32 protein-coding genes are annotated in these 26,528 nt (G+C 44.3%); 3 read left to right on the top strand and 29 right to left on the bottom strand.

What is annotated here, in order from left to right; all coding sequences use genetic code 11:
• Position 1: 1 nt before the first annotated feature.
• The 8 genes from AC506A_RS27080 to AC506A_RS27045 all read right to left on the bottom strand — a co-directional run bounded on the left by AC506A_RS27080 (position 2) and on the right by AC506A_RS27045 (position 5,664).
• A complete protein-coding gene (locus tag AC506A_RS27080) occupies positions 2-340 on the bottom strand; it encodes a YolD-like family protein (protein WP_495464123.1) in 339 nt (112 codons plus the stop codon).
• Positions 337-1,617, bottom strand: a complete 1,281-nt coding sequence (locus AC506A_RS27075) for a Y-family DNA polymerase (RefSeq protein WP_495464122.1) — start codon at positions 1,615-1,617, stop codon at positions 337-339. The genes AC506A_RS27080 and AC506A_RS27075 overlap by 4 nt, the downstream gene beginning before the upstream one ends.
• Positions 1,618-1,799: 182 nt before the next feature.
• Positions 1,800-2,405, bottom strand: coding sequence for a DUF8453 domain-containing protein (locus AC506A_RS27070; RefSeq protein ID WP_495464121.1), 606 nt, complete (start codon positions 2,403-2,405; stop codon positions 1,800-1,802).
• Positions 2,406-2,455: 50 nt separating this feature from the next.
• On the bottom strand, positions 2,456-3,343 hold the full coding sequence (locus tag AC506A_RS27065) for an ATP-dependent DNA ligase (protein WP_495464120.1): 888 nt from the start codon (positions 3,341-3,343) through the stop codon (positions 2,456-2,458).
• Between the two features lie 202 nt (positions 3,344-3,545).
• Positions 3,546-3,806, bottom strand: coding sequence for a type II toxin-antitoxin system HicB family antitoxin (locus AC506A_RS27060; RefSeq protein WP_495464119.1), 261 nt, complete (start codon positions 3,804-3,806; stop codon positions 3,546-3,548).
• Between the two features lie 110 nt (positions 3,807-3,916).
• Positions 3,917-4,372 carry a hypothetical protein gene (locus AC506A_RS27055; protein ID WP_495464118.1) on the bottom strand — a complete coding sequence of 152 codons (456 nt, stop codon included), beginning with the start codon at positions 4,370-4,372 and terminating at the stop codon, positions 3,917-3,919.
• 34 nt (positions 4,373-4,406) lie between these two features.
• On the bottom strand, positions 4,407-5,240 hold the full coding sequence (locus tag AC506A_RS27050) for a phosphoadenosine phosphosulfate reductase domain-containing protein (protein WP_495464117.1): 834 nt from the start codon (positions 5,238-5,240) through the stop codon (positions 4,407-4,409).
• Complete coding sequence (locus AC506A_RS27045) at positions 5,233-5,664, bottom strand: hypothetical protein (RefSeq protein WP_495464116.1); 432 nt, start codon at positions 5,662-5,664, stop codon at positions 5,233-5,235. Before AC506A_RS27045 ends, AC506A_RS27050 begins: the two co-directional genes overlap by 8 nt.
• Before the next feature lie 333 nt (positions 5,665-5,997).
• Here AC506A_RS27045 and AC506A_RS27040 point away from each other — a divergent pair, with 333 nt between their 5' ends.
• Entirely contained in the window at positions 5,998-6,417 is a 420-nt protein-coding gene (locus AC506A_RS27040; protein ID WP_495464115.1) for a C40 family peptidase, read from the top strand.
• A 12-nt stretch (positions 6,418-6,429) separates the two neighbouring features.
• Positions 6,430-7,137 (top strand): hypothetical protein, encoded by a 708-nt coding sequence (locus AC506A_RS27035; RefSeq protein WP_495464114.1) that lies wholly within the window; start codon positions 6,430-6,432, stop codon positions 7,135-7,137.
• 213 nt (positions 7,138-7,350) lie between these two features.
• Here the strand turns inward: AC506A_RS27035 and AC506A_RS27030 are convergent, their stop codons facing one another.
• The 14 genes from AC506A_RS27030 to AC506A_RS26965 form a co-directional block, all read right to left on the bottom strand.
• A complete protein-coding gene (locus AC506A_RS27030) occupies positions 7,351-8,298 on the bottom strand; it encodes a ThiF family adenylyltransferase (RefSeq protein ID WP_495464113.1) in 948 nt (315 codons plus the stop codon).
• Positions 8,291-9,652: a hypothetical protein gene (locus AC506A_RS27025; RefSeq protein WP_495464112.1), complete on the bottom strand. Its 1,362-nt coding sequence runs from the start codon at positions 9,650-9,652 to the stop codon at positions 8,291-8,293. The genes AC506A_RS27030 and AC506A_RS27025 overlap by 8 nt, the downstream gene beginning before the upstream one ends.
• A 49-nt stretch (positions 9,653-9,701) precedes the next feature.
• Positions 9,702-10,403 (bottom strand): hypothetical protein, encoded by a 702-nt coding sequence (locus tag AC506A_RS27020; RefSeq protein ID WP_495464111.1) that lies wholly within the window; start codon positions 10,401-10,403, stop codon positions 9,702-9,704.
• Positions 10,400-11,152 carry a hypothetical protein gene (locus AC506A_RS27015; protein ID WP_495464110.1) on the bottom strand — a complete coding sequence of 251 codons (753 nt, stop codon included), beginning with the start codon at positions 11,150-11,152 and terminating at the stop codon, positions 10,400-10,402. The genes AC506A_RS27020 and AC506A_RS27015 overlap by 4 nt, the downstream gene beginning before the upstream one ends.
• 15 nt (positions 11,153-11,167) lie before the next feature.
• On the bottom strand, positions 11,168-11,518 hold the full coding sequence (locus AC506A_RS27010) for a hypothetical protein (RefSeq protein WP_495464109.1): 351 nt from the start codon (positions 11,516-11,518) through the stop codon (positions 11,168-11,170).
• A 388-nt stretch (positions 11,519-11,906) separates the two neighbouring features.
• Positions 11,907-12,248, bottom strand: a complete 342-nt coding sequence (locus AC506A_RS27005) for a response regulator transcription factor (protein ID WP_495464108.1) — start codon at positions 12,246-12,248, stop codon at positions 11,907-11,909.
• Positions 12,249-12,265: 17 nt separating this feature from the next.
• Positions 12,266-12,985 carry a metal-dependent hydrolase gene (locus tag AC506A_RS27000; protein ID WP_495464107.1) on the bottom strand — a complete coding sequence of 240 codons (720 nt, stop codon included), beginning with the start codon at positions 12,983-12,985 and terminating at the stop codon, positions 12,266-12,268.
• Between the two features lie 15 nt (positions 12,986-13,000).
• On the bottom strand, positions 13,001-14,926 hold the full coding sequence (locus tag AC506A_RS26995) for an ATP-dependent DNA helicase (RefSeq protein WP_495464106.1): 1,926 nt from the start codon (positions 14,924-14,926) through the stop codon (positions 13,001-13,003).
• Between the two features lie 245 nt (positions 14,927-15,171).
• Positions 15,172-15,897: an NPCBM/NEW2 domain-containing protein gene (locus tag AC506A_RS26990; protein WP_495464105.1), complete on the bottom strand. Its 726-nt coding sequence runs from the start codon at positions 15,895-15,897 to the stop codon at positions 15,172-15,174.
• Between the two features lie 500 nt (positions 15,898-16,397).
• Positions 16,398-17,399 (bottom strand): helix-hairpin-helix domain-containing protein, encoded by a 1,002-nt coding sequence (locus tag AC506A_RS26985; protein WP_495464104.1) that lies wholly within the window; start codon positions 17,397-17,399, stop codon positions 16,398-16,400.
• Positions 17,400-17,571: 172 nt separating this feature from the next.
• Positions 17,572-18,240 carry a hypothetical protein gene (locus AC506A_RS26980; protein WP_495464103.1) on the bottom strand — a complete coding sequence of 223 codons (669 nt, stop codon included), beginning with the start codon at positions 18,238-18,240 and terminating at the stop codon, positions 17,572-17,574.
• Between the two features lie 15 nt (positions 18,241-18,255).
• Positions 18,256-18,651, bottom strand: a complete 396-nt coding sequence (locus AC506A_RS26975; RefSeq protein ID WP_495464102.1) for a PadR family transcriptional regulator — start codon at positions 18,649-18,651, stop codon at positions 18,256-18,258.
• A gap of 5 nt (positions 18,652-18,656) precedes the next feature.
• Entirely contained in the window at positions 18,657-19,394 is a 738-nt protein-coding gene (locus AC506A_RS26970) for a hypothetical protein (RefSeq protein WP_495464101.1), read from the bottom strand.
• A gap of 62 nt (positions 19,395-19,456) precedes the next feature.
• Complete coding sequence (locus AC506A_RS26965; RefSeq protein WP_495464100.1) at positions 19,457-19,687, bottom strand: hypothetical protein; 231 nt, start codon at positions 19,685-19,687, stop codon at positions 19,457-19,459.
• 861 nt (positions 19,688-20,548) lie between these two features.
• Here AC506A_RS26965 and AC506A_RS26960 point away from each other — a divergent pair.
• The gene (locus AC506A_RS26960; protein WP_495464099.1) at positions 20,549-21,355 is read left to right on the top strand and encodes a hypothetical protein; all 807 of its coding nucleotides are present in this window, start codon (positions 20,549-20,551) and stop codon (positions 21,353-21,355) included.
• Between the two features lie 84 nt (positions 21,356-21,439).
• On the opposite strand, the gene AC506A_RS26955 is transcribed toward AC506A_RS26960, so the two are convergent.
• The 7 genes from AC506A_RS26955 to AC506A_RS26925 form a co-directional block, all read right to left on the bottom strand.
• Positions 21,440-22,216, bottom strand: coding sequence for a stalk domain-containing protein (locus tag AC506A_RS26955; RefSeq protein ID WP_495464098.1), 777 nt, complete (start codon positions 22,214-22,216; stop codon positions 21,440-21,442).
• A gap of 54 nt (positions 22,217-22,270) precedes the next feature.
• Positions 22,271-22,669, bottom strand: coding sequence for a hypothetical protein (locus AC506A_RS26950; RefSeq protein WP_495464097.1), 399 nt, complete (start codon positions 22,667-22,669; stop codon positions 22,271-22,273).
• Positions 22,670-22,739: 70 nt separating this feature from the next.
• Complete coding sequence (locus tag AC506A_RS26945) at positions 22,740-23,600, bottom strand: hypothetical protein (protein ID WP_495464096.1); 861 nt, start codon at positions 23,598-23,600, stop codon at positions 22,740-22,742.
• Between the two features lie 214 nt (positions 23,601-23,814).
• Positions 23,815-24,048: a hypothetical protein gene (locus tag AC506A_RS26940; RefSeq protein WP_495464095.1), complete on the bottom strand. Its 234-nt coding sequence runs from the start codon at positions 24,046-24,048 to the stop codon at positions 23,815-23,817.
• Between the two features lie 573 nt (positions 24,049-24,621).
• Positions 24,622-25,326: a hypothetical protein gene (locus tag AC506A_RS26935; protein WP_495464094.1), complete on the bottom strand. Its 705-nt coding sequence runs from the start codon at positions 25,324-25,326 to the stop codon at positions 24,622-24,624.
• A 406-nt stretch (positions 25,327-25,732) separates the two neighbouring features.
• Positions 25,733-26,179 carry a hypothetical protein gene (locus AC506A_RS26930; RefSeq protein ID WP_495464093.1) on the bottom strand — a complete coding sequence of 149 codons (447 nt, stop codon included), beginning with the start codon at positions 26,177-26,179 and terminating at the stop codon, positions 25,733-25,735.
• 56 nt (positions 26,180-26,235) lie between these two features.
• Entirely contained in the window at positions 26,236-26,490 is a 255-nt protein-coding gene (locus AC506A_RS26925; RefSeq protein WP_495464092.1) for a phospholipase D-like domain-containing protein, read from the bottom strand.
• Positions 26,491-26,528: the final 38 nt, after the last annotated feature.

Raw genomic sequence — 26,528 nt, 5'->3', positions numbered from 1 at the left:
ATTAGTCAACCTGCCAGTCAACTTGTAGATTAATAATCGACTGAAGCGGGAGTTTCACTGCTCCATCTGGCGAATAGAGATGAAGCACGCTTAATATGGAATCGACCTTTTTAATATTCCCCGTTACGGTTCGGATTCGATTGTCTAGATAGTAAGTAACCACAAGAAGCGAATTATTTTCAAGTGCTTCTGCTATTCTCTCCTGCAGCTCCTCAAGTCTTTGCTCATCGAGCACCGGTTGCGCAACGTCATCCTCTGCCTGATACATCTTGGCGATCCGTTTCTTATGCTCTGGGATGAGGAACGGCGCCCACTTGATTCTTCCGCGGTCTTTAATCATGCATTATGACCTCCAATTTTTCCGGCCCGATCAATTGCTGTTCCGCCATTCGAATAGCTACGTGCCCAGGTAATTGCCGTTGTACCGAAACGCTTGCGAATGCTATCCATAGCCTCAGCCAATTGGCGATCTTTTGTATCATCCTCGAACAAGTCAAGCTGTGTGACTTCATCTGGAACCAAGTTGGTCAAGCCAACGTGAATGTTGCGTACTGGAGCAGTCTTGTTGTCATTGTCGTAGAAGAGCTCCTTGCATACGTGGAACATCTTATGCGTAAGATTGGTCGGGACGGATATCGTCCGGGCTTTACTGAATCCCCCGCCCCCTAATTGGTCAGAATAACCGATAGCTAAATTGATCGTACGGCCAGTCATTTTTGCCGCTCGAGCACGCGAGGCGACAATCTCGGTTTGGTCGAGGATCGCAGTAACAATTTCATCCCTGTAATTATAGTCCCGAAGGAGAGTGATGCCGGCGCCGAAGCCTTTCTGAACAATTGAATTCTGGCTCAACTCTGGTTTGTAATAAGGATTTGTCAGATCGATGCCCTGCGCGTGGTAAACGAGCTGCTCGCCAATGATACCGAAGCGGGCTTTCATTCGGGTGAGATTCGCCTTTGCGAGATCACCGATTTTAAAAATACCGATTCGTGCTAAATTTTTCTCCATCCGGCTGCCGACACCCCAACAGTCCCGAACCGGATGATCCCATATTTTTTGAGCGAACGTCTCATAGGATACTTCGTCTATATAATCAGTTGAGACATTCTTCTTGGCAAGGATATCGAGACAAGCCTTGGCTTGGAAGTAGTTATCGCCCATGCCAATTGCAGTAGGAATTCCGAGTTGTGTCTTAATAGCATACTGAATTTCACGCGCGACACTCCATTTGTCTCCGAAGATATTGTGGTCCAGTACCCCGAATAGCTCGTCAATGGAGTACACACAAATGCATTCGATTGGCATATACCGTTGCAGGATTTTCGGCACTTCCATTGCAAAATCAAGATACGTCTGCATGCGCGCTTGCACGATATGAATTTTAGGATCGTGAGGAATCTCGAACAAACGGGACCCCGTTTTGATGCCATAATGTTTTTTCATCAAGGGACTGGCAGCTAAGCACACCGAACCACGACGCGAAAGATCGCCGACGACAGCCAAATACGTTGTCATGGGATCAAGGCCCCTCAAAACGCATTCAACACTGGCGTAGAACGATTTGGCATCGATGCACATGATGTTATGTCTCGGTAATTTATCGATGTCGAATTGCATGCTCCACCTCCGCTGATTAGAACATATGTTCGTTTATGTATTATATGGCACACTCGTGTGTTTTATCAAAGGAAATTTTTTGTGCATACGGATTTTTCCACTAATGGCTTTCATGAGAGAGCCCGCTAAAAAAATAAAAATGCCGGAAGCAGCAGCCTCCGGCATTGTACAACTAAATATTTTCAATCCTCAAGAGATTTTAACTCTGGTTTAGAAGTACCCTGGACTCTAAAATATTTTTTTTCTAAATCAATATTCAGCGAAATACTTTGCTGATAATTATTCCCTAATAGGTCACTGTAGTTGCAAGTTAACCAAATTGTATTCCCTACCCCGCTCCTGAGTCCATTGAAATCAGCTGATAACTCAACCGTCGTGGACTCTCCAGGAGCAAGTATGATATTTGCATCTCTTACGTTGGCATTTGGAAACGGATATAACCTTGGAAAAGAAATTTCTACTGCTGTTCCGAGACCGACATTTTTAACAATAAAAGTACTTGTAAGAACGTTCATAGTACCGTTCTCAGCAGAGTTAAAGTTTATCGAATAATGAGCATTTTGGTGATTATCAAGCATTGTAGCCTTCACATACAGATATGGCGCAATACTTAGCCGCTGCTTTACTTCCTTGTCATGAGCATCGGCTTTATCTTTTTCTCTGTAATATCTTAGAGTAAGCCAAAACGTGACAACTGTGATTAATGCTCCGACTATACTTCCGGAAAATGAGATCCAATCACCTGTATATTCAGGTGCCGTACTTGGAGTTGCGGCGAGTAATAACAATGTAATTCCTCTCTCTAAAAAGGATTAGTTTCTGCGAAACGCTGTTTTAATTATACCACAGAACTAGCACTGCAGAATTCCTCGAATTTAGGAGAACGGAGCTTTCCATCTTTTGTCGTGCATTGGTATTTTACCCGGCAGCTCAAGACTTTTTCAAGGAAGACCCATTCTTTATTCTCCCCTATTGTTATCTGCTTAGAAATGGCGTGAAATGCTCGTATAACGTCCCGATGTGGGGGGAATTCAATAACGCCGACATATTTACCATCTAACTGCAGACCCCACCCAAATTCTTTCTTTCGGATCGAAGAAATCTGGCAAGTTGCGTATTGATATGCCTTCACTTTAACGATGACGTTCTGCGGCCGTGAATCTAAATAATACGGTGCATCGCCATTGTACTGGACTATCCCTTCTAGTCCCTGCTGTTGAGCGTTCAAGAATAGCTGTGTGCCGTTTTCATATAAGGGAGTGACAGAGACAACATCTGACGGTGGTACAATCGCTTGAAGCAGTTCCCTGCGTTGCAGAAATGTCTTCTGAGTGACAGACTCGCCATTCACCCATACGACGTCCCAGACAGGGAAATGAGCCTTTATAGTCCTGCAAATTTGCTGAACTGCTGCAGGTTTCTTTGTATTAAATCGCGTCATTGCGTCGTCCCACCAATATTTTGTCTGATCGGCAATCTGGGTAAGATCGAATGCAATGCATTCTCCATCAAGTATCGCTGACTTTGCATTTAATTTGATTTGTTGGAGCTCTGGAAAACGGTCGGTTACTTCTGTGCCGTGACGAGTGAACGCTCGCACATTACCGGCGGAATAGTGAATTTGGACGCGAAAACCATCCCATTTCAGACTCGACAGCCAGCTTGATTTAATCTTCTCTGGCGTCAAAGGTTGTAGCAGCATTGGTTTTATCGGTTGATTAAGCATAAGCAATAACCTCCACCCATGACCATAGCATGCGGTGGTGGAACATGATATATGTAATGGCTGGCTCGGCTGAGAATATAGTGCAGATGCACCATCAAGCAGATTACCACCGGCAAACACGATTTCTATATGAAAAGGTAACTCCGAAAATACATAAAGCCCCTATTATAACCGGGGGCTGCGGCGTGGAATAAATATGCTATTATTTCGCGATTTGGAGCGGGACAGCAATCGTGATATGTTCCATTGTTGCGGTATTATCAAGAGGAATTCCTTTGCCTTGCTGCAGCCGGGACTCAATCTCCATTTGGAGCAAGTCAATGGCATTTGCGCGAACTTCTTCTAAGGTATACCCGAGGGCACCGAGACGGACTGCCGGGATGTACGCGATGAAATTGCCCTCAGCCTTGTCCTCTTCGATTAATACTTGATAGTTCATTTCAGTAGTGGTCATTTGGCTCATGATTTTCTTCCTCCTAGAAGTGTGAGTAGTTTGAGATAAAGACTGCACGGGCAGCCTAATTGGAGAACTGAAGCGGGAGCGCTTCAGAACCCCTCAAGGCGTCCGTACATTTACAGTGCGGCTAGTAGTAAGCGTTCAACGAGATTCACATCTTTTCTGAACCCTTCTACTCTCCGGATATCGCCAGTACGTGTATTTAGCACGTATAGCCGATCCGGATCCTCTTTAATTTTGGTCGACTTCTCTTCTGATTTCTTGCTTGATTTTTTCGCATTTTCAGCTGAAGTCTTCTTCGGTTTCAGACTAGCCTGCGAGTGTTCAATTCCGAGCCATTCGCGCTGAAACTCCAGTACTGCATTCATGTCCTTCAGAGGCATGAGATGCGTGCCGCAGTCGTAGACGTACCAGGCGTACACGCCAGGTTTCTGATTCAACTCTACGCGATCAACATGCTCAAAATCTGACCAGTATTTCTCGAACTTAACGATATCTTTGACAATGGTTTGCATCCTGGAGACAAGCTCGTTTGGAACAGTGGTTTCGGATGCTATTTTAAAAATGGCCATGGTATTACCTCCCGAAATAGTATGTATTGGACGATTAGAAGAACGTGTATTGGTCCTCCTTAATAAATGCACTCAGCGAAAGCGGATTCCCATCCTTGCTCTTCATCGTGTGATTCAGGTCTCGCTCCATTTGCTTCAAGTAAACCCAGTCCTCCGGGAAGAGCTGCGAAGTGCGGCCCATCTCAGCAGACGTATTGAAAATACAGAACTTGCATGAGCAACGCGTGACCCATTCATAGCAAGGATGCAGCTCGATGCCATAATCCGCACAAAGCTGCCGTACTTCGGTCTTCAGCATGTCCTTGATTGGCTTGAGCCAGTGGACAAGCCGCTTTTTCCGACCGGTGGCATGCGCGGAATGGAGCTTGAAAACTGGCTTCTCGGCGCGTTCGGTCGATTCTTCCGACCGCTCGCCTGTAAGTAGCAGAATTTTCACATCATCAAACTGCCGAACCCATTTTGCATATACATCCCTCTTCAAATACGAGGTGCAGAAGCGGCATTGAGAGGATGGAAACATTCCGCGATCGCGTATACGTCCCTCCAGGCCCAATTCATCCCAAATCACGATAAGGGGCAAATCGAGTGCCTTACTGCAGTACTCGAGGTAGCCATCTGTCTGAGGCCAGTCAAACAGCGGGCGCCGACCCGATGCCGGATCGCCATCGACGCGCATATGAACGAGTTTGATTTTCTCCTTTGGTATCTTGTAGCCGTGCAGCGCGACTAAGACTGTCGCAACCGAATCCGCACCGCCGCTAACGTTGATATGGACTTCATCATACTCTTCCATAGGAAGCATCTCTGACGGGAGCTGTGGAAGTACAAAAGCTTCTGCTCCTCGTTTCATTTCCATCACATTAACCATGACTGCTGACAGCCTCCCTTCCCTCAAAGTACGAAAAGGGATCGGAGATAGCTGACGGTTGCTGCTGAAGGACGAATGCGCCTTCCGGAGTAAAGAGCAGGCCACCGTTTCCGTGATTATGGGTGAATGTCATATTCACCTTATCGTATCGGAGTCGATCGCCCGCGCGCCGGCGTGCATCTTCAAGCATTACTCGATTATCAGGTAACAGCGCCTCCTCTGAACTGAAGAACCTTACTTGGTGGGATCTAGCGGTGACCCATCCCCGCGGATTGCTCTTGCGGTTCGGCTTAATCTCCGTTGACCAGGCACCATCGATAACGACAAACTGTCCCTGATAGCAGCAGGATTTCATGTGGATACTCCAAAGGCCTTTCTGCAGGTAATAATGAACGATCGTCTTATAACCGGATGCAGCTGGCATATCTATTCCCTCCAATTTTGAGCATAAAAATAGCCATGAAGACGCAAAAAAAACACCACAATAAATTGGTGCTTAGCATCTCCATGGCTAAATAAGCCTTATTTATGAATGTACCGATACAAATCGGTGATACTCCTTCTCCGTCGAAACAGTAGCGACAAAGAACAAAAAACATGAATCGTAATACGTTAATAATAGTACATCTGACAAATTCCGTCAATAATTTCGAGTTAGATTGACGTAGATCATAATCAATAGGCTTGTTGTATCCACCCATCCCTACAAATTGAATTACGCATATAGTACCGAAAAATCACAATGGGAGTGAATCGTTTGAAACAAGGTAGCCTAAACGCTTTGGTTCAATACGGAAAGCGCTTTGTTGGTGTTAAGTTTAAGTATGGAGCAGCTCCTTACCCCAAGTCAGGAAAGTTTGATTGCTCCTCCCTCGCTCAGCATATTTTCGAAAAATATGGGATACATTTACCCCGCACAGCCAGAGATCAGGCTTTACATGGTGTGAAAGTTAAACTAGATCAAATCCAAAAAGGTGATTTACTTTTCTTTGCTGTTCCTGAACGATTTAGCACAGACGACATTCCCGGACATGTTGGTTTTTATATTGGTAATCAGGAAATGATCCATTGCATACCGTACCCTAAGAACAAAGTAATCATCTCCAGTATCGATAAGCCACACTGGAAGAAAACATTTCTGTGTGCAAGAAGAATGATTCATTTCTCGAAAAATTGAGGGAGGGATCTTATGGTACGGAAAATAAGAAGATTAGCGTTACCAGTAAAACCTGTAAGGATATCACAAACGTTTGTGCGGATCATTGTGCCTGTACCAGCTGCTGAAGCCGGTGTAGTACTGCCAGCGAATATGACGTTTTTTGTTGACACTCGTTTCACTTCCACCCAGAGAACGCGGATTCGCAATTTAATTGCAAGAAATCTGGAAAGCTGGAGGTTACACTATGCACAAGCAACAGATAGTGGTCGATCCGCTTATCAAACTTGCGTTAATACGTATGCTAGATTCAACCTTGCCCCTGTCTGGTTTGATGCAAAAATAGCGACTGGTTCAGCTGCCGCCTCTGTTCAGATGGATGGTTTAACTCGTATGATCGTTGCGAACGGGTTTGGAAGAGCTGCACGTGCAAATATCTTGTACCAAGTACCCTCTTCAACCATTCCTAATTTTACGATAAAAGCAGAAAATGCTTCGAATCCCGATTTAAATTCTTTATCAGTAACAATTAACCCTCGCGCTATAGCTAGAACGGATCTTTTAGATGTGACTTTAGCAGGTTCACTTTTTCATGCATGGTTACACCGTGAAGGCTATCGTCATCCGTCTCGTGTTTATACTTCCTACATGGCAGGCGAAGCAAGTATGTGTATGATGCGAAACAACGCAAGAAAAACCCCTGGCGTTCCGGATTCCCGTTTCACCGTTTTTTTGGATTAAAGGGAGTGAGATACGTACCTAAGTGAGTATGAATTGGAAGATAACTGCCCGCTTATTGAGAAACGAAGGCAATCTTATGCCAGCACCCGTTTCTTCATGTTTATTGAGTTATTGTGCCCGTTAGTTTTTCGATGTTGTAACCTACATTCTGTTGAAAAAAAGAAGAACGAGGCTGGATGCCTCGTTCTTCTTTGAAAATTGCTCATCTAAATGTTATTCCTCAGACTCATACGCATATTCACCAGCTAGCGTGTCTACATCCTCTTCCGACTCGGTAGCGCTGCTGCCTTGTGAAGCGGGACTAACAACGACGTCTTCCGCATACACAGTCCTTGAAACTGCCGATCGCGCGTTAAAGTTGGTGTAATGGATGAGAACAGAGTTTGTTGCAAACAACTCGTTCACTACGGTCGTAATTTGGAATGCGGCCATTTCATTCGCAATCATACGCTGAGGCTGATATGGCTCGACTCCGCAGCTATGCGAAGGTGGAATTGCATCCTTCGCATCGATCGGATACACGCCATTCAGTGACGGAAGAAGGAGTTGCCCCCTCTTCTTCACACCGACGACAACTTGACCGGAATAACCGCTTTCCAAGTGCTCCTGGCGTTCTTCATCGGTCCATTCAGACTCGTCTTTTAAACCGTTACCCGGCAACATGACGCCTTCGATACCGGCGTCAATATAGATCAGATCATCCGCTTTCTCGAAGTAATCATTCATGATCTGTCGGGAAAAGTCATTGTCTACCGCACCAATCAACACTTTTTGGATGAACTTTCCGTTCGTATTCAAATAATCCGTATGCGAGAAAAGACTTTCCAATTGCTCGACTGATTCGATATAACGGTCCGACGATGAACCGATTTTAAGGCCGTATGTTGCACCATAGCGTGTAGCTAATACATCAGCCTTCTTCTTGCCAATATCCGGCTTAATAAAGGGCTGACGATGTAAATTCTTATCTTCCACCGTGTCCGGATCGGCAAGCATCAGAAACGATTGAACTTGATCGAATGCATGCAGCATTTTGGTGATTCGCTGCACCGCGTATCCGCCATTCCCACCGCAGCCGACCATGACGATGTAGTAATAGAATCCATTTGGTTCCCTATCATATAGTTTCTTTGGCTGATGAAACTCCAATAGGTTAATCATTCGCATTACCTCCAGTAGAAACAGAAACGAATTGAGCGATTGTAACACGATCATGCCATGGAGCTGGGTACCGAATTGGAATCAATTCATTGTCGAGTGGGAAATAGCCCCCCTCAATAATGACTTCCGGTTCGATTGGAATGAAGCGGCCGGCGACCCCTGCTCGGGTTTGCAGATCGAAATGTACGTGATCATCCCGTTTACGAAGGCGACCGACCACTCCATAGAGCATCGTACCCAGTTCATCCGCGTCATCAACATCGCTGAAATACGCTCGCATGGTGTTGTGCGAGTGAATTTCTGCCACCTTGATGATATGTGACGGAAATTCACTATAGTTAGCATCGACGCGGACCTTGGATACCGTTTGGAACGGAACATCAAGCAAATATCTCTTGAGCTCCATATCCCAGTAGAAGACACCCATCACCTCAACATCCAAATAGGCATAATCGCTGAAGAAACTCACAAGCTGTGCGAACATAAGATCTGGTATTCTCGGAAGACTCATCTTAAACCCTTCGCGGCATTCTTCCAATTCTTCAACGACCGGCAACCTTGAAACGAATACACCGATTGCATTCTCACGCAACTCGTAGTATCCATCTCTTGCTGCAAGGATATTGATTGGCTCTTTGTTCGCAATAAGGTCCTGTGAGCGGAAAAAGATGCCTTTCAATCCATCTTTGATGAAAGCACCCTTCTTTCCGCCTGTTACCATCGGGCAGATGAAATTCTTCTTCTCGTCCCATTCCATTTTTGTGCGCTGTTTAGATAGCTCAGGAAAGTCTTTCTCAAGACGCTTACGAACGGCTTCTAAGTCGAGACTAGCCAGTTGTTCTGCACTGAAAAACTTGGTCAGTGAGATGCTATTGCCTGCATACGCAATAAACGTCCCCAGGTCAAATACTGGTTTCTTATCTTCTTTTTTAGCTGTAACGGCGCTACTATTACTAGCCTTATTATCGGCAGCAACTTCAGTATTACCGCTACCGCCACGGAGTTCGTCTCGATCAGCGGCACCTTCGTCCGGACCTTCATCTTCAGTCAAATCGTCCTCATCTTCACTAGTCTCCTGGTCCTCGGAATCTTCTTGGCAGCTGTCTGTGCAATCGTCATCGCCACGCTCTTGATGTTGCCCCTTGCGCAATTGCGCAAGCGAAATAACATTTGAAGAAGCACCTGCAGTTTCACTCGGGTTTGAAGTGGGATCAGCTGCGGGCACTGGTGATTCTTCCTGAGTAGATGATGCAGGTTGCTGCGTTTCCGTCGTTTCTGTCACCGGCACTTGCGAGAACAAATCAGCTCCACCAAAATAAGAAAACAAATCCTGTTGACCTTTTTCTTTAGACATATCTATTACCTCCAAATGTATAGTTAATTTTTCAATGTACACCTAACGATTAATTCACCGAATTTGTAAGGCTCGTGATCCACTCTTGGAGCTTCAGACCAGTCGTCTTCAAGTATTTATCCGGAAAGGACTTTCCTTGGAGACTAGTTACGAGCTCGCGATAGTTCAGCTTGCTCGTATTCGCACTGGAATAATAGCAATCTGAATTTGGCGAGTTGAAGAATAACTCCGATAAGGTCGCGACCTGTGATACGCGTTCGATGATCGGAAGCTTTTGACCGCCCCAGCAGACAACATGATCGCTAACGTTGGTATAAGGATAAAAATAGACCATCGATTCCTCATTAGGAATGACATGGTCCTCCAGCGCAGCTACATATACTTTTGTCACGGCTAATTTGTCTTCCCGATTCGTCAATTCGAAACCAGCAATTAGCCTCGGGAATGGCACTTCCTCGATCGTCGCTTCATGGTAGAATACCTTTCTGCGATGAGGCGGGATTTCAAGAAATACAAATCGTCTTCCTGGTCCCTCCGAGTAGTAAAGCGCATTCCGCGGCAAAATGGGTGTTCGGATGGCTTCATAGTCTATGGATTGAAGGACGGCCCGCGCAACAGCTTCGTGCGAATAAACCCCTTCCCCAAGCCTAACTCCATCGTGAAATTCCTCAATGGATGAAAGTCCATGTTCCCGAACAGTGATGACCATTTTAGTGCCAGTTTCCTTTTCCATTTGTGCAGCTGCATTCATGCTGCCACTTCCCCTCTATTTGATTTATCCATTACCACCTGTGCTTGAATAGCTTGTTCGAGCATTATGAGCATCGTTTCGAATGCAAACGGATCATCTGGACTGAGTGCTATACTCATGCTTGTGCATTGTCCCATAATTCGTGTGAATACCACGTTTACATGCTCATCCAAAGCCGTTTCAACTACAATGCCGAGACGGTCATATACCGTCTTAAGCAAGACCACACTTTGGATTCGATTGGTAATTTGGGCTTTACGCACGCGAATTAGCTCTCGAACTTCATTACGTATTGCCACCAAAGGATCCAGAAAGCTCGAGTAGTACCCGTAACCACCAATGACTGTAAGTCGGATATAGGCACCATCGACAAAGCCTTCCATCTCAAATTCTGAGAAATTGTCGTCGCAGCAGGCGAGCATCCGATTATACTTTTGAATCAACTCATCTCTCTCACCTGGAGTGAGAAGCGGATATAGATCATTTAACATGGGTAGTTTGAATCGGTAGATACTCGTTTCACTACCGTGCTCACTTATCCCATCGTCAAGATGTTCAACATCCTCGAAGAGCTTCCGCATGCATGACCAGAAGACATCTGATTGATCGCCAAAATTGTAGCAGTAATAATCAATAGGACTACTGACAATATCGATTCCGGCGTCATGTGTCATCTTGCACATTACGAATGCGTCATAAGTAGCCTGCATTTGATAGACTTGTTCCCAACAATAAAATGAACGTTCCAATTACCCCACTCCCCTTTAGAAGAAATCGACGTTATCGCCGGCTTTGTCAGGTTGGATTTTCTTAATACTCGAGATCGCGTTAATTGTGAGTAGAAATTCATGAATGGCGTTCCCCTCATTTGGAAGAGGACCACTTTCTTCAACTTCAATCTCATCAATATTCTCATCGCTCTCGTAGCATTGTGCCATATCCAAAGCCTGCTTTGCTTCAGCTAACGTGAATCCATTCCAATCGACAGTCGAGCTCTTTGAATTATGATGCGCGGCGTCGATTGCACGGAATAGCCCCGGTGTATACCCTTGCAGGTAAGTTTCTTGTGCCGGCAGATTCTCCTTCAAACGGGACAAATTGATACTCATACTCATTTCTATTTCCTCCTCTGTTTGAACGCAAAAAAAGGCCGAAAACAAAAAAAGTACGCCAAAATAGGCACACTTCATGTTTCCAGCCTGATACGTCCATTTTAAATGATGCGGCTAAAGCCACATATACCCATTCTTCGCCGAAAAAATTGACGGCAAAGGAAAGAAAAACATAATCGTAATGCCTTTATTATAGCATAAACTAGCAGTTGAATAAATAAAAATCGGGGCCAGTTTAGTGGCATCCCGACTGTATTACGAATTTGCGTCTTGAAATGCAGTGCTCTTTAATGATTCTTCCTCTAATGCATGTATGATAAACTGGATCGCTTCTACGGTTAGCAATGGCGTACCGACCTCCATGCTCTCCCTCTCCTCTGCAGCAGCCTGGTTAAGATGATAAAGCAGCATATGAACTACGTCCTTCCGTTGATTTTTTCAGGTTCGTGGCGGCGCTATTAAATACCGGCAGAAGTGCATCACGAAAAACAATCGCTTGGATTTCGCGGCTTGAACAAACATCGAATTTTCGATAAATACTTGCGATATGGTTTTTCATCGTCTTCTCTGTAACGTTAAGGTAAACGCTCAACTCCCGGTTGGATGAACCATTTATCATTAGTAGCTGTAGAACTTCACTTTCTCGACGGGTAAGCTGAAACCGTTCTTTTAAACCAGCGAAGATAAGATTTACAAATGGATGCTGCATCAATGCGTAAGAATCTAGTCTCATATGACAGTCCTTCTTTCTTAAGATAAAATGGATCCGTGATGGAAGAATACGAGATAAACAAGAGCAAAGGTAAGGATAATAAATCCGCCTTCAACGACAGAACCGAATGTCGTACCAGTACTCATTAGATTTAGTTTCAAGCGCCATTTCAATGGCGGTAATGGCTGAATTCCACGATTGGTTAGGGCATCGGCAAGCAGATGGAGCAAATACGACAATCCGCCGGCAAGCCAAATTGTGTGGTCGTAATGTGCTGTCGAGAAATAAAGCAGCGTGCTCCAGCCGGCTACGCCGAACACCGTATGTGTAAGTCCTCGGTGAGGCAAAAGCGCACATAGAATGACGAGACTTCCGACAATATAATTCCACGGGATAAAGGCATGGCCAAATGTAATGAGCCCAGTTCCTATTAGAACCATCACCACATTACGAAGTGTCCGCGTTGGCATGAATGATACTATGCCGACTAACACTGCGAGCGCCGTATTCCACGGCGCATATTCACGCCCGAAGAAGTAGAGAAAGACGCCAAGACCAATGAGGGCTAGTTGAAAGAATCGCAAGAAGCGGGTCGGGATCGCGCGGGAAACAAGAAGCGAGTTCGGTTCATCAATGTCCGGCAGCAGCGCGCTGACCGCCGTCACTGCGGCGATCGGCCAAGTAATGTGCTGATGCGTTAGACCGAGTACGCTTAATGTAACTCCTGTGCTGATTACCAAATGGGATTTACCCATCATAACAACCACTCCCTCTTATACAGGTAGAATTTGAACGATATCTTCAAGCTTTTCCGAATACTTACATTTAGGCAGGCTCTTTATTACTGTCTTACCGTACCGCTTAGTCCTCATACGACTGTCGAGAATAATGACGGCGCCCTGGCATTTCACTGAACGATTGAGTCGACCAAAGCCTTGCTTGAGCTTAATCATCATCTTCGGGAACATATAATCAACAAAACTATTGCGCCCGGCCTGTTCAATGAGCGCGATTTGAGCCTGGATGAGTGGTTCGTGCGGCATCGGGAACGGCAGCTTCACAATGACCAGCGTAGTTAATGCATCACCTGCAACGTCCACCCCCGTCCAAAAGCTCGTACAGCCTAGCACGATAGTCCGCGGATTCGTTTTCAGCTGATGGATAATGTTTTCCCGATCGCAACCAGGAAACTGGACCAGCAAGCTATACCCCCGATCGATACAATGTTGCTGAAACTTTCGAGCGACTTGATTCATGGCATCGAAACTGGTAAAGAGTACAAGCATCCGGCCACCGGAGTACATTAGGATTTCCTGAAGCTTCTCGTTCGTATAGCTCAGAAAATCTGAACTATCTGGCAGTGGCGAATCATCAGGACAAATGATCATAGTCTTGTTTTCATAATCGAAGGGACTACCTACCATAATGCTGTCATAGTCTTTGACTCCGCAGCGACCGGCAAAAAAGGAAAACGTACCATTCGTAGACATCGTTGCACTTGCGAGTACAACCGGCACTTTATCGAAAAGTCCGTTTGCCAATACGGTTTTTGGGAACAATGGTGCGGCATGCAGTGATACAGTTCCTCGGCCGTGAACAGCCACCCAATACGCCCATGATTTCTTCTCTTTCTCTCCTATGAAATCTAGATCGTCATTGGATTCAAAGAGACGCTCAAGAATATCTGAGACACCTTTGATTTTTAGTGACTTCACTCGCTCAATAAATTGGGTCAGGATCGCGCAAACTTCCGAAAGCTCAATTTTATCGCTCATGAGTTTAAAGACGTCGCTCTTGCTTTTCATCTCTTCGCCGACAATGCCATAGATTTCATCAAGTTTCTGCATGAATGATTGGCGTAATTGTGAGAGCTCGAGTTGAATGCTTTTATCCAAGTCATTCATTGCCTCGCGCTGAAATAGATAATCGAAGAGATTTTCGAAACGTTTTAAATCGACCTCCTTCTCAAAGATGTTACAGCACACGTCTTCGAGCTCATGTGCCTCATCGAAGATGACAGCATCGTATGGCGGTAGCGTCCCATGTCCCATCTTCTTGCGTGTGAGTAAATCAGTGAAAAAGTAAGCATGGTTCGTCACGATGATATGTGCCTTCTGCATCTTTTCCTTCAAGTCCTCGATCATGCAGTTGTCGGGTTTCTTGACGGCCGGACAACTTGAAGCAGATATCCGGTTCCAGAGGTCATCTTCAATATCAAACCCAAATGCGCTGCGATCGCCGATTTTCTCTTTTGACACTTTGGTAAAAATACGCTGTACCAGCTTTGCTTCTTGGCTATTGCTGCGCAGATTATCTTGCCATAGACCTTCGATCTTTTTATAGCAGACGTAATGGGATTTTCCCTTTACAAGCTGATATTTGAGGTTTTGGTTCTCCATTTTAATAATTTGCTGCACCCGCGGGAGCTCGACATTTACGATCTGTGTCATGAGCGGGATCGTGTGCGTGCAGATAACGACGGTTTTATTGTTCGAGACTGCCCATTTTGCGGCTGGAATTAAGTAACCGAGCGATTTACCGGTACCCGTTCCTGCTTCAGCCAAAAGATGTCTTCCCTCTTCCAGCGCTTGTCCGACTTTCGTCGATATTAAGACTTGCGGGGCTCGCGGGCTGTATCCTTGAACAAGCTTAGATAAATGTCCAGAACTGCCGAGCGCACGCTCGATAAATGCATCCATCAAGTCACCGCCTTTATTTAAAGGTAATATATTAATATAGTAGTATATTAGTATAGTACTATATAACTATCAGAACTCCAAATATTTCTACTCATTAATCTCCATCTCATCATCATGTGTGTGAGTTGAGTGGTGAGCGAAACGAAAATCCCACGTTTACACGCGCACCGAATATGAATGGTTGTAGCCAGTAGAGCTATGAAAAAAAAGAAGGAGCTAAAGTACGCCCCCTCTGCAGAACATATTTATTGGAACAATTTCGGTTCGGCTAAATCGACGATTGTGAAATCACTTGAGCTTTCAAACTTAATCTGCAGCTTCAGCACTCCTGTTAAATCAATATTCACTTCGCGCGCATGATCTCCACCTTTCAAGTCACTATATTTAGCAAGTTCTTTCCCATCGCCAATAAACGTGACAGAAGTGTTCGCCAAAGTATTTTGTGACATATCATCGACACCTAAGAGAGCTGTTAGTTTATTGTATTGGCCATCCAAGTTGTAATCAATAGATCCCTTAAATTGTGACCACATATCCAACTGGAATGAGATTCCGTGGGAAAATGAAGAATTTGTAATGGTCATTTGCTGTTCGCCATGATCTTTTGGTGTAACGTCGAATCCGAGATAATTATCTGAGTAAACATCATAGCGAGCATACTTAATAGAAGAAAGGTATTTAAAAGCACCTGGCTTCTTACCGATCCATACCGTCTTGTTCTTGCCATCCCAGCTCACATCTTTGCCTAGCGACTCGCTTGCAAATCGGAGCGGAACATACGTAGTTCCTTTATAAACAAACCCCTTTTGATCAGCTGAAGGTGTTTTCTGACTCCCGTCCACCATGTACCGGATATTCTCGAAAAACACCTGGATGTTCGTTCCCGAACTTGCGTAAGCTGTTGCTCCGGTAATCGTCGAGCCAAGCAGCACGCCGGCCATAAGACCCTTTAGTTTGTCATGCTTCCCCATACCTCTTACCCCTCTGCCTTATAGATTAGAAATCAATACTCATATATTAGTAATCTAATATACTAGTATAATACTATGGATCGGACATATTTCCAATTTTTTCTGAAACCTCTTTATTGTGAGGCGCAGCAGTACTTTTATTATCTATACTGCTGCTGTGACAACACGAGTAATCATCGATTTCACAAAGGAGCACATGCTCCACCTGCTTCCGATCAACGTCATATAGAAGCAGAGAACGCGAGCTTGTATTAACCGAAAGTATGCGTGCAGAGATATTCAAGAATTTGCCGCGTGGTTTAACAATTCTAGCCCGGATCAGAGAGCCATTCGTACATAGTTGTTCAAAGTTCAAAACAAACTTATCAGTATAGATACCCGACTGGATCAGCCCTCTCCCTCCTCTCATGTTTTAATAATATAGCATAGGAGTGTTAGGAATGGATGAAATGTAGTCCTATCATTCAAGCTCATCTTCCGGAAAAGGCGGCTGTTTATTTTTAATTGGTGGATGGCCTTACACCAAAATCCAGTAAGTTATCCAAGCCTCTCGAGTTAATTGCGTCATTAAAGAAAGCATGGATGCTCTCCGCTGCGATCCTTCCGATGTCTTCTAATTGAACAGTTTCATCAATAGTCGCAGAGCGAACAGCTTCTAGGCTGCCAAAATGGTCGGATAATACTTTAGCAGTAGCTTTGCTTGTATTTGGAATGCCTAGCGAATACAGAAAGACCTCCAAATCACAGTGTCTTGAATTCTCTATGGAATCGACAATCCTTTTAGCTTTCTTGTCTTCAAAATCTTCAAGACACATAAGTTGTTCGTAGGTTAGATCATAGAGATCAGCAGCAAAACGAACGACTCCTTCGTCGAATAGCTGCTCTGCAGTCATGATGCTGAATGAGTCGATGCCCATCGCATCCGCGAAATGTGTAATACTTCCTAAAAAATGTTGTCTGCAGCCAAGCCTATTGCTACATAATAGCTTCATACCATGCATTTCAAGAGGCGAACCGCAGGATAGACACTGTGATACGGAGGCAAGCTCTAGTGTCAATTTGCAATTATCGTAAAGCTCCCAATGATAAATATCTATATCGCCCCAATGCCAGTTCAGGATCTTATTCGAATATGTATTTTCTTTAAGCCATCGGACAGCACGGTCAACCAAGTTCCAAATTTGCGCTGTTGAATTGTCCCTTACAAAAATCGTAAATTCATGTTCGGGTACAAATTTCTGATTAACCCATTTAATCGCGGCAGAGGAAGTACTATACACGGTCCTATTACTTCTAATCATTTTCATGTAAGCTAGACCGTGTACAATAGCAAGAAACTCTCCGAGAAGAGCGTGCCATTTGTCAATTGGACCTACTGCGAAGAGAACATCACCGACATTTGTATCCAGGCCCTTAAGTTCCATAGGTCGCATATGATACCCTTTTGTTTTGACAACGGAGACGATTATACTATTATGTTCAGGATACGACTTCTCTTTCATACCCTAACTCCCCCCATCTTAAATAATATTAAGCGTATCACAGGAAAAATAAATATTTTATCGAATGCTGTAGCCAAATAATATTTAAGGACTAAATCACAAGAAGGCATATCCTCCTATCAGAAGGAGAATATGCCTTTATTCGGATTCTCATGAGAGTAAACTTAATAAGTTAACGGTTAGTTAGATTCCTTTCAAATTCCGCAATCTTCTCTGCGGGGATTTTCTTTTTAAGATGTCCGGGAATATGCGGATAACAGTATGTCATTACGCTACGGTCAATCCCCTGTCCCATACCAAGCAATACCCATTCACTGCTGGTTAACTTCACAGAACATTTTTTGCATATGCGATCCACTACGGAAGCGGGTAGTAAACTCGGATCCGGCGCTGCCGGCGCTGTAGAGTTAAGAAGCTGTCTTAGAGCTGGATTACTGCCCCAATCTTTCTCGCCTTGGTAGTACGGCGCAAGGTCCCGCCAGCCGATCTGCCAAGTATCGAGTGCCTCACGCACGGCTTCTGCTTTCGCCTGGTCTACTGCTGTTGTCAATTGTTTTGCCCGCCCATTATCATCAACGCTTATTTCCATAAAACCAATTCCGTCGCGAGAAATTGGGCCGATCGTAACTCGAGCGACGACTTTCACGTAGCGATGTGGAACGTTGATTTCAACTTCCCGAAATTCCTGATTCCACTGACTTTGTGTAGCCTCTTCGACGCGATCGTTATAGACCTGGTTAGGGATATAAGCGCGGCCGTTATCGCCACGCTTCTGCACAGTGCCTTCAGGGAAGCGGGCTTTGATTTGTTCGATCATTTCCTGGTAACTAAGTTCGTTCATATCTGCCGCCCCCTCTTACTTCAAATGCATCTTCCCAAATTTCTCGATATACGAATCGAAGCGGTCATAGACTCGCTTTGCTCGCTTCACCCGATCCGGCAGCTCACGGAGCATGAGTTTGAAATACTCCATGCCCGAGTCAGTAATACGATAGAACCGGTTGTACCGGTTATCGCCGTCCCAGTGACGCGTTACATGTCCGGATTCAGTCAATGCCTTTAATCTGTTACTGAAATAAGCATCATTGACGCCGACGCCTTCGAACGTCTCGGTGATGAATTGTTCCATTTCACTATGATAACGCTGACCACCTGTAAGATCAGAGAGTACCATGAAGTCGATGACCTGCTGCACTTTCACTACATGGCCAAGAGATTCTGTTTTCTCGATAGGGTGTTCGTTTCTAGGCATGATAATCAATTCTCCTTAATTAACTCTTTGAAGTACATGTGTTCAGGTAGCTCGTCCCAAAAATGCTTGATCGCATCGCCATAAGCTACGATCTCTTCATCCGCAACATCAAGCGCACGCTCATTCAGAACCGTCAGGTACAGGTCCATGATTTTAGTATCGCCTACTTTGCGGAATAGGTCAGGTCTGATGCTTTCCAAATCACTAGCTGACTTTCCATCGCCATGTTTAATGACATTTTGAAGTAAGCGAAGTTCGTTTATCTTAGCCCATGAATCCAAAAACACTGGATCCATCCCGCATTGCTCAAGCAAATCTTCAATCTCGTCCCATTTGGTGCAGAACAAATTGAATTCAAGGACATGTTCTTGACCCTTTTTTATATAAGTAAAGGTGTGATGTCTCGTTAATTCCTCGAAAGCAAATTTTCTGAATTGCTGCTCCCAGAATTGATATAACGTAGCAATACTCATCAATCGGGTATTGTATTGCATCAGCACCAGGCTCTCCCAATGCTCAAAACCAACCTCCCGGGCTTCTTCAGCAAAATCCGCTGGGTCACTGTTCTCTGGATCGAAGAATCGACCGATCGCAGTATAATGTTCATCGGCTGTTTCCTGTGCTTCTTCGTCGATTCTATCAAACACTGGAGCTAGCTTATCCAAATATGTAGTAACAAAAGCATCTATAGGACGCTTAAACGCATCTCGCCGTCTGTTTGGCAAATAAATAAATGGTTGCACGATGATACCCTCTTTTCATTTTTTTGTAGATTTCGCGAAAAACGCAACCCGCTCCCTATCCATTATCTGTGCTCATGTGATGGATAACTTCGCGCATCGAGCGCACCGCGGTCGATTATACCACTCTCGCACACATACAGATAAGCACGACTCCATGCATGCTTGTACGCATGAACGGATTCATCGGCATGCATAAACATGTAATTCTCAAGCACCTCGTCCCGCTCCGTCTCCGATAGTCCATGCCGCGCCACACAACGCTTTAGCGGCTCGAACATTACTTCATATAGCATCCATTAAACCCCCATTATAATTGGATTATAACGAACAGGCATTCTTACCTATTTCCATTTTACACCACCGTACGAGTCTTATCAATATACTTGTTATCACCCTTACTGGATCGCGGGGAACCTCACTTACCTTCCTCGGACCTTGCCCCTTTATACCCGATCTTCCCCTCTTCTCTGTATCTAGGTTCGTACCTAGTTGCAGAACTGCATCTCTTCAACAATACACGTGTATATCTTTTGGCTTTTCTTCGTACCTAGTTGCAGACCTCCTCCCTGCTCCTTAATCCGGATCCAGATGCAGTTTACGACCGTCGGGGGGGCCGGCGCGGCGCGCGAAAACCGGGTTAAAAAGGGAAACCATAACCGACAAGGGCAGGATTGAAAAAAGGCGGCAGGTGCGGCAGTCCGTCGCAGGATAAGACTCGTGCGGCGCCGAAGTCCATAGGGGAAGCCGGCTGTTGCAGGTGAGCAGGAGCGGGACTAAGGGAAATATATACTCGGATGATTTAAGAATAAGAAGCGTGGCAGGCTGCGCCGCGAAAAGCTAAAGAACAGCCTGACGAGCGAGCGAAAAAGTCGGATCGTGAGCCGATATCCGCAGCAGGCAGCACGAATAGCGCCGAATGTCCGGTGCCGATGAGGATATATGGGTGTAAAGAAGTATATTGTAAAGAACCGTGTGAGGTATAATTCATCTATTCCTGCACGTGCTTCCTCTCCCCTGCCCCTCCGTATAAACGCAAGAGTAAAATTTTAGAGTGAAGTAAATAGGAATATTGATGCCAGATGCTGCGTACAATGATATTAAAGCGAGAGAAAAACGAATAGTCTCGCTTCTATAATTCCAAGGAGGAATGTGAAATGCATGATGACTGGGAAAAACTGAGCCATGAACTATCTGCCAACCTGAGAACGATCGGCACGCTGAATAGCCGGAATACGGAAATAGTGGACCAAATGAAGAAGCTGCGATATCCGCAAGAGGCAGTCGATACGCTGGCTGCCGAGAACAGTTTGAACGCGGAACTATTCCTTGCAGTAACGGATGTGTACTTCCGCGAAGAAGAAGAACGGATCCGACTAGGAAATGCGAAGAAGTCCGGCAGGCGCGTAAATGTGGAACTCACCAACATGATCGGTTCCTTCTTCAGTAACCATCTCGGCACAGGCTACCATGCGGAGCGGGAAACGGATGGATTTGTGTATGTGTTCAAAGGCGACAAGGCCATTTGCGCAATCCGATTCATCACTGACATGGGCTTTATCCGCGGAGATACTTGGTATACAGTCGCCGACGACTTGGTATCTAAACTGCGTTACGGACTCGAGGACCATCAGATATTCTTCATCGTATCCACGTTACGAAATGGTATTGACTCGGGCCATATCAGTAAGTATCTGGAGAAGGAAATTACGTCGAATTGGCAGTTCTTACACGACCGAAATGCAATTGAGACTTACTTATCGGAAGTCCAATCGCGTACAGCCTGCTTAAAGAATCCGCATAAACAGCTCATCTTCCTCGCAGCTGAGCTTCACCCGAACATCCTCGCGGATGACTTCCATAAGATGAATTCTCATCAACGGGATGAAAAGCGTACAGAGATCAACCAGTACAACTGGATCCATCATGTCGAGAGTGTAATCAATGAAATAATACGCTTGTAACCAAATTATGCATAAGAGGGCTGCATAAAAGTCATGGTTGATGACTTTTACGCAGCCCTCTCTTTTAAATCCAGTGTTATACACTTAGTTTATCAATAAGAAATTGGCCTCACTTGCTTGTGTCTCTACAGTGACATATCGAACTGGCGCAAGCTTATCTAGTACGGATAATGGGATGTACATCTTTCCTCCTGACAAGTACGCTGCTTTATTCATCTTGAATTTCGCACCATTCAAAAAAGCTGTAGAAGATCCAGCTGTCACTGTCAGTTTCTTATTATACATTTTGACGGATAGGGTCTTAGATTTCGCATTATAGCTAATTGGATTATTGAACAACTTAGCTATATCCGCAACTGCCACATCAGGAGTCGTTCCGCGCTTATTTAACTTATAGCCGAACTTGGCTAGTTTACCGTTTAGCGACCAATACTTTCCATCACCCACTACCTTTTTACCTTGTGTGTAGTCTTCCTCAAAGTGATAATTAAGAGTACCGTTTTTGGTGTCAAGGCTATAATCATCGGGACTGATAGCCAATGTCATCGAATAGTACTGACCAGGACTAAGCTTGATATTCTTAAAATACTTATCGGGAAAAATGACACCTGCAACAGGAATCCCATCACCATCGCTTAAACGGGCTTTCACATTCTTGATGCCGCCAATGACTTTATTTCCACCGTTTAGAAACAGCACTTCCAAGTCCAATTCTTTCGTTTTTGAATTTATCCCCCATGTGTCCAAATAGATAGACAGTGGGCCCTCTGAATTCATACGAACTTCTTCGTATGCAAATACCGGAACAGAACCTATCAGTAGAGATAATGCTACGACAAATGCTAGTACAATTTTCTTCAAGCGTATTCCTCCTAGTTGTATTATGTTAGATCATGCCTTCACTACTCCACATACTCAAACGTTATTAGACACTTCAATCATCGGGAGCTTTAAAAAGAGTTCCATCGCGCCATACGAGTTCACAGTCTCGATTACCGAACCATCCGTGAAAAAAATTTGGGCTTCCCAATTATCCCTGAGTTCGGAAATAAGGTTAGTGTTGACAATCGCCTGGTACGGTCTACCGTTGTCTGTAACCAGCGGTGTTTTCAGAGAACCTCCAACAATATCTAAGATTCTGGAAAAACCATGTTTACCAGCAAATTGCTCCATTAACTGACTGAACTCGGTTGAAATCTCCCTCGCCTGTTTATTAATTAACATCAGGATTACCCGATCATCGTCTTTGACTATGGCACGAATCGAATTAATAGAAATCATACCACTACTTACGTTGATGAAACTGCTTGGCATGTGTGAACTCCCCCATCGAATAGTTACGAGACTGACTCATAAGATGATTACCTAAGTAAACAGAATAGATTTAAGAATTACTTATCTTCATCTGCAGTGCATTGACATAGTTTTGTAAGTCTGACTTGAATTCTTGTATCAACTTGCTGCCAGCTACCAGCTTCTTGTTCCCTGCCTGAAACCCTTTTTGATCAACTTTTGCTTTGAATAGCGATGCCCTCATCATGGTAAGGCCTTCGAGTTGCATCTTAGCTCCTTTAACGTAGTTGACATGAATCGCCTCCAGGTCACCAGTTCCCGGTTTAATGTTTTTCAAATTGAACACAAACTTAGAATAGTTAGGTACGATCGTCGAATTAAATACCTTGTACGCTGTTTTTCTATTTTTGTCCGTGACAATTCGATTTTTATTGTACGCATTAAGGGCAGTTGCCTCATATTTAGCGATAGCATTGATCTGATCCGCATAGCCCTGCAAAGCATCCATCTGTTTCTGCAGCTCTGGATTCATCTCATCAATTGGTTGATCGTCTTCACTAATCGTTGCATCATCCCCAACAGCGAAATCTAGTTGAACATCGCTGAACCCCTCCGCACTTAGAACTACGGAAACAGAACCGTCGCTAACGGCTTTAACAAGAATTTGATTACCATAGCCATCGACAGTTGCAATAGAAGGTTCCGTCGACTCGACCTGGATATCATCGTACTTAATTACTGATTCATCACAAGATGCTTTAATAACGGCTGTATTCTCGGCGAGCCATTCGGAAACGTGTATACGCTGCTGGTCTACCGAAAATGAACAAACGCTCTCTAAACTCGGGTCATTTTCTGCTGCAAACATGCTTGCAGGCATAATTAAGGTAAACGTAAGCATTATTGCAATTGCAGTGGACCAAATTTTCTTCCTAACTGTGTGATACTTCATCGTTGTTAATCGCTCCTCATTTGGATGTTTAATTACTTACTAATCAATTAAGTAATATACTATATTAGTAACATACGAATTAGGGATCATCAAGCTTATCAAGGATATTTCTGGAATATTAGGAATTATCGAGAGACTTTTGCAAGTGCTGAGAGGGCTTGTTGCAGTTGAAAATTCTCTTCTTCTTTATGATCATCGTCAACGAGTAAGAGATTCATTTTGTATCGTCGATCCATCCAGAAATGATTTTCTCAGATCGTAGCGCAAGTTTAATCTGATCCATCGTTAATTTCGGTGCATGATTTCCGTCGATGATATGCTGGATTAGTCCAATAGCATACGATTTGACCTTTAATTTAAGCTCGCAATCACTAAGTCCGTCAGCCTTCGCGTATTCAAAATTCTCTTTCTGGATTGCGTCAAACCACTCTTTTTCCTCATGCGTCATAGCCAACATCATGCACCCTTTCTATCATTTTTTATCGTGGCCGGCTATTCTTTACAGATTTCACAGTTCATACGTATGCTCTCCTTATTCATTAGATAGGGGTCCACCAGAAATATTCATTTTCGTTTTAGGCAATGACGAATTGTCCCAGCGTTATTTATATATAGGCATCGAGACATGATGAACAATCTGTTCATTATTCAGATTATTAATTTTTCGGGAATACCCCTTCATGCATTTTGGGCATTCGCCATCCATGCGTGGAGTGCTGTCGTATGATCGATAAGTATGAGTAAGCAGCTCATCGCATTCTGCATTAAAGCACTTAACCTTTACCGTTACTTCGTGATAATCCAACTGCGGCCCGATTTCATACATGGTTGCTTAGCTCCCTTCCTTTGTCCAAATCCTCAAAACATCCCTTGCAAACATCATATAAATAGTTGGAGAATGGAAAAGTCGTATTTGTCGTGGCCGGCTTTTCTTTACAAATTTCACAGTTCATTTATGCACCACTCCTTAGACGATATACTTATTTTCCTCTTATCACACCATGTATGATCATCGCGTTATTTAGTCATTCCTATAACTAGCTTTCCAATTCTCAAAGAATGGCTCTGCATCACTATCATAAGCTTCGGCCGATACACCGGCTTGTTGTTCAATTTTTTGAATGAGTGCAACTAGTTTGCCGTTATACAACCACGACTTGGGAATCGGCACGAGCGCGGCTTTACGAATAAAGCGAGCATGCGTGTAATTCAACATCATCGTGAACCGATCTTCATAAACATCGTCAGCTGTTTCATTAAATTCCGGAAGTCTCGATGTGATTTTGTCAAAAACATCTTGTTTATCACTCATCGACCGATGGGATGAATTATACCTAGAAAGGTCTTTCGTCAAATCAAAGGACAAACGCGTAATGGACGACCAGTGAAAGAAGGGTATCGCTTTCTCATCTAAATTGTTTAATTGATTGATCGCAATTCCCTGCTCATCTGTCCATATCCAATGAATCTGCTCCCCGGATTTCGCATTCGAAGCAAGCCTCCGATGCCGGAGCCAGGCTCGGAAAAAGATAATCACACCACCCACTAGTCCACAAACAATTGCCGTGTCTTTGATCCAGTGAATACCAGACTGTTCCTCTGCTTTTCCAGATAACAATAGAGCTAACAAGCCATATACGGCGAACATAAGGAGCGGCAAAGCAATGACAATGAGACAACCGTACAATGCTTTACTGCGATAGCCACGATCGGCTCCGCTGATCATAGTATGATAGCGAGCAAATTCCCACTCAGCTGCTGTGCATGTAAATTCGTTCTGTATGTGGTTACCCTCCTTCTCGCTTAGTTACTCTTCCGGCTTAACACATTGCATTCTCCTAGGATAATCAGTTTGATTCACACTGTTAGTTGAAACCGAAGTCGTACCCGAGCTACTGAATCCCCTCCATTCCTTCTTTTGGCCAGATGCAGCCTGCGCTCGACCTGCACGAGAAGAGAATGATGAAAACTGTGTTTGTATATGAAACTCCTTACGGCCCTTGCAAACCACGAAGACTGAACTCTTTCAATTAGCTCCTGGTGACAATCTGGACATGCATGCATCCCTTGCTCGATTATGTATGTTTGCCCGCACTTTTCACACGAGCCTACCTTATGAACAGATTTCTATTTTAAGCTGGATCTTCCACGGCAGCATAAAAAGTATCAATATATCCTTGTAACATACCTGCCAGTCTTTCGTTCTTAAAGACTTTTATCGCCTGTACCTCGCCGGCAAGACCACACCATTCTTCCCAGTTTAAATATAGGTCGATCTCTTCTGCTTTTGCAAGTGGGGTCTCGGAGATTTGGCAGCCATAAAGCTTGACCAGCACTTCGGCAACATCCGGCTGGTCCATGGCAACAGTTTCTTCCAAGTCCCACGACTCAAATTGAATGAACGCGATGAGAACACTCATAGTGTCATTCGAATATGGCGCCTTCATGTAAATGGGTCGCGGCTTTTCATCATGGGTGTGTGTCAGAACAAATGGCTTCAACGGCTCAAGTATTATTGATTCATCTTTCGAAAGATTTTTTAGTATCGTTTCGCGAAATCCTCGTTTCGTAGCTGTCATTCTCCGTGCCTCCATAGTGGTATATTACTATACTAACATATTACTATTGTAGCATATTACTTCGCTGAATAGTTCTCATCATAGTGCTTTGTATCATTCCACATTTTCGCAAACTCAGCGGACCATTCTTTCGCGAGCTTTGCGTCCTTGATTACGAGGAACACCTCTGCATTTCGAGTTGATGCAGCTGCTGAATAATTGCAGGAACCTGTAGTCACACCCGTCCCATCGGCGCAAGTTACTTTCTCATGCATCAGTGCGGAATATAAATTGATCTTTACAGGTATACCCGCTTTTCGAATTTGATCCAATGCAGCTTTCTGTGCCTATATCCAAAGTTTTTCCAGTA

The organism is Paenibacillus sp. N22P23, assembly GCF_059383735.1.
The sequence above is the reverse complement of the archived record's forward strand: the minus strand, read 5'-3'. Positions and strand labels throughout refer to the sequence as shown.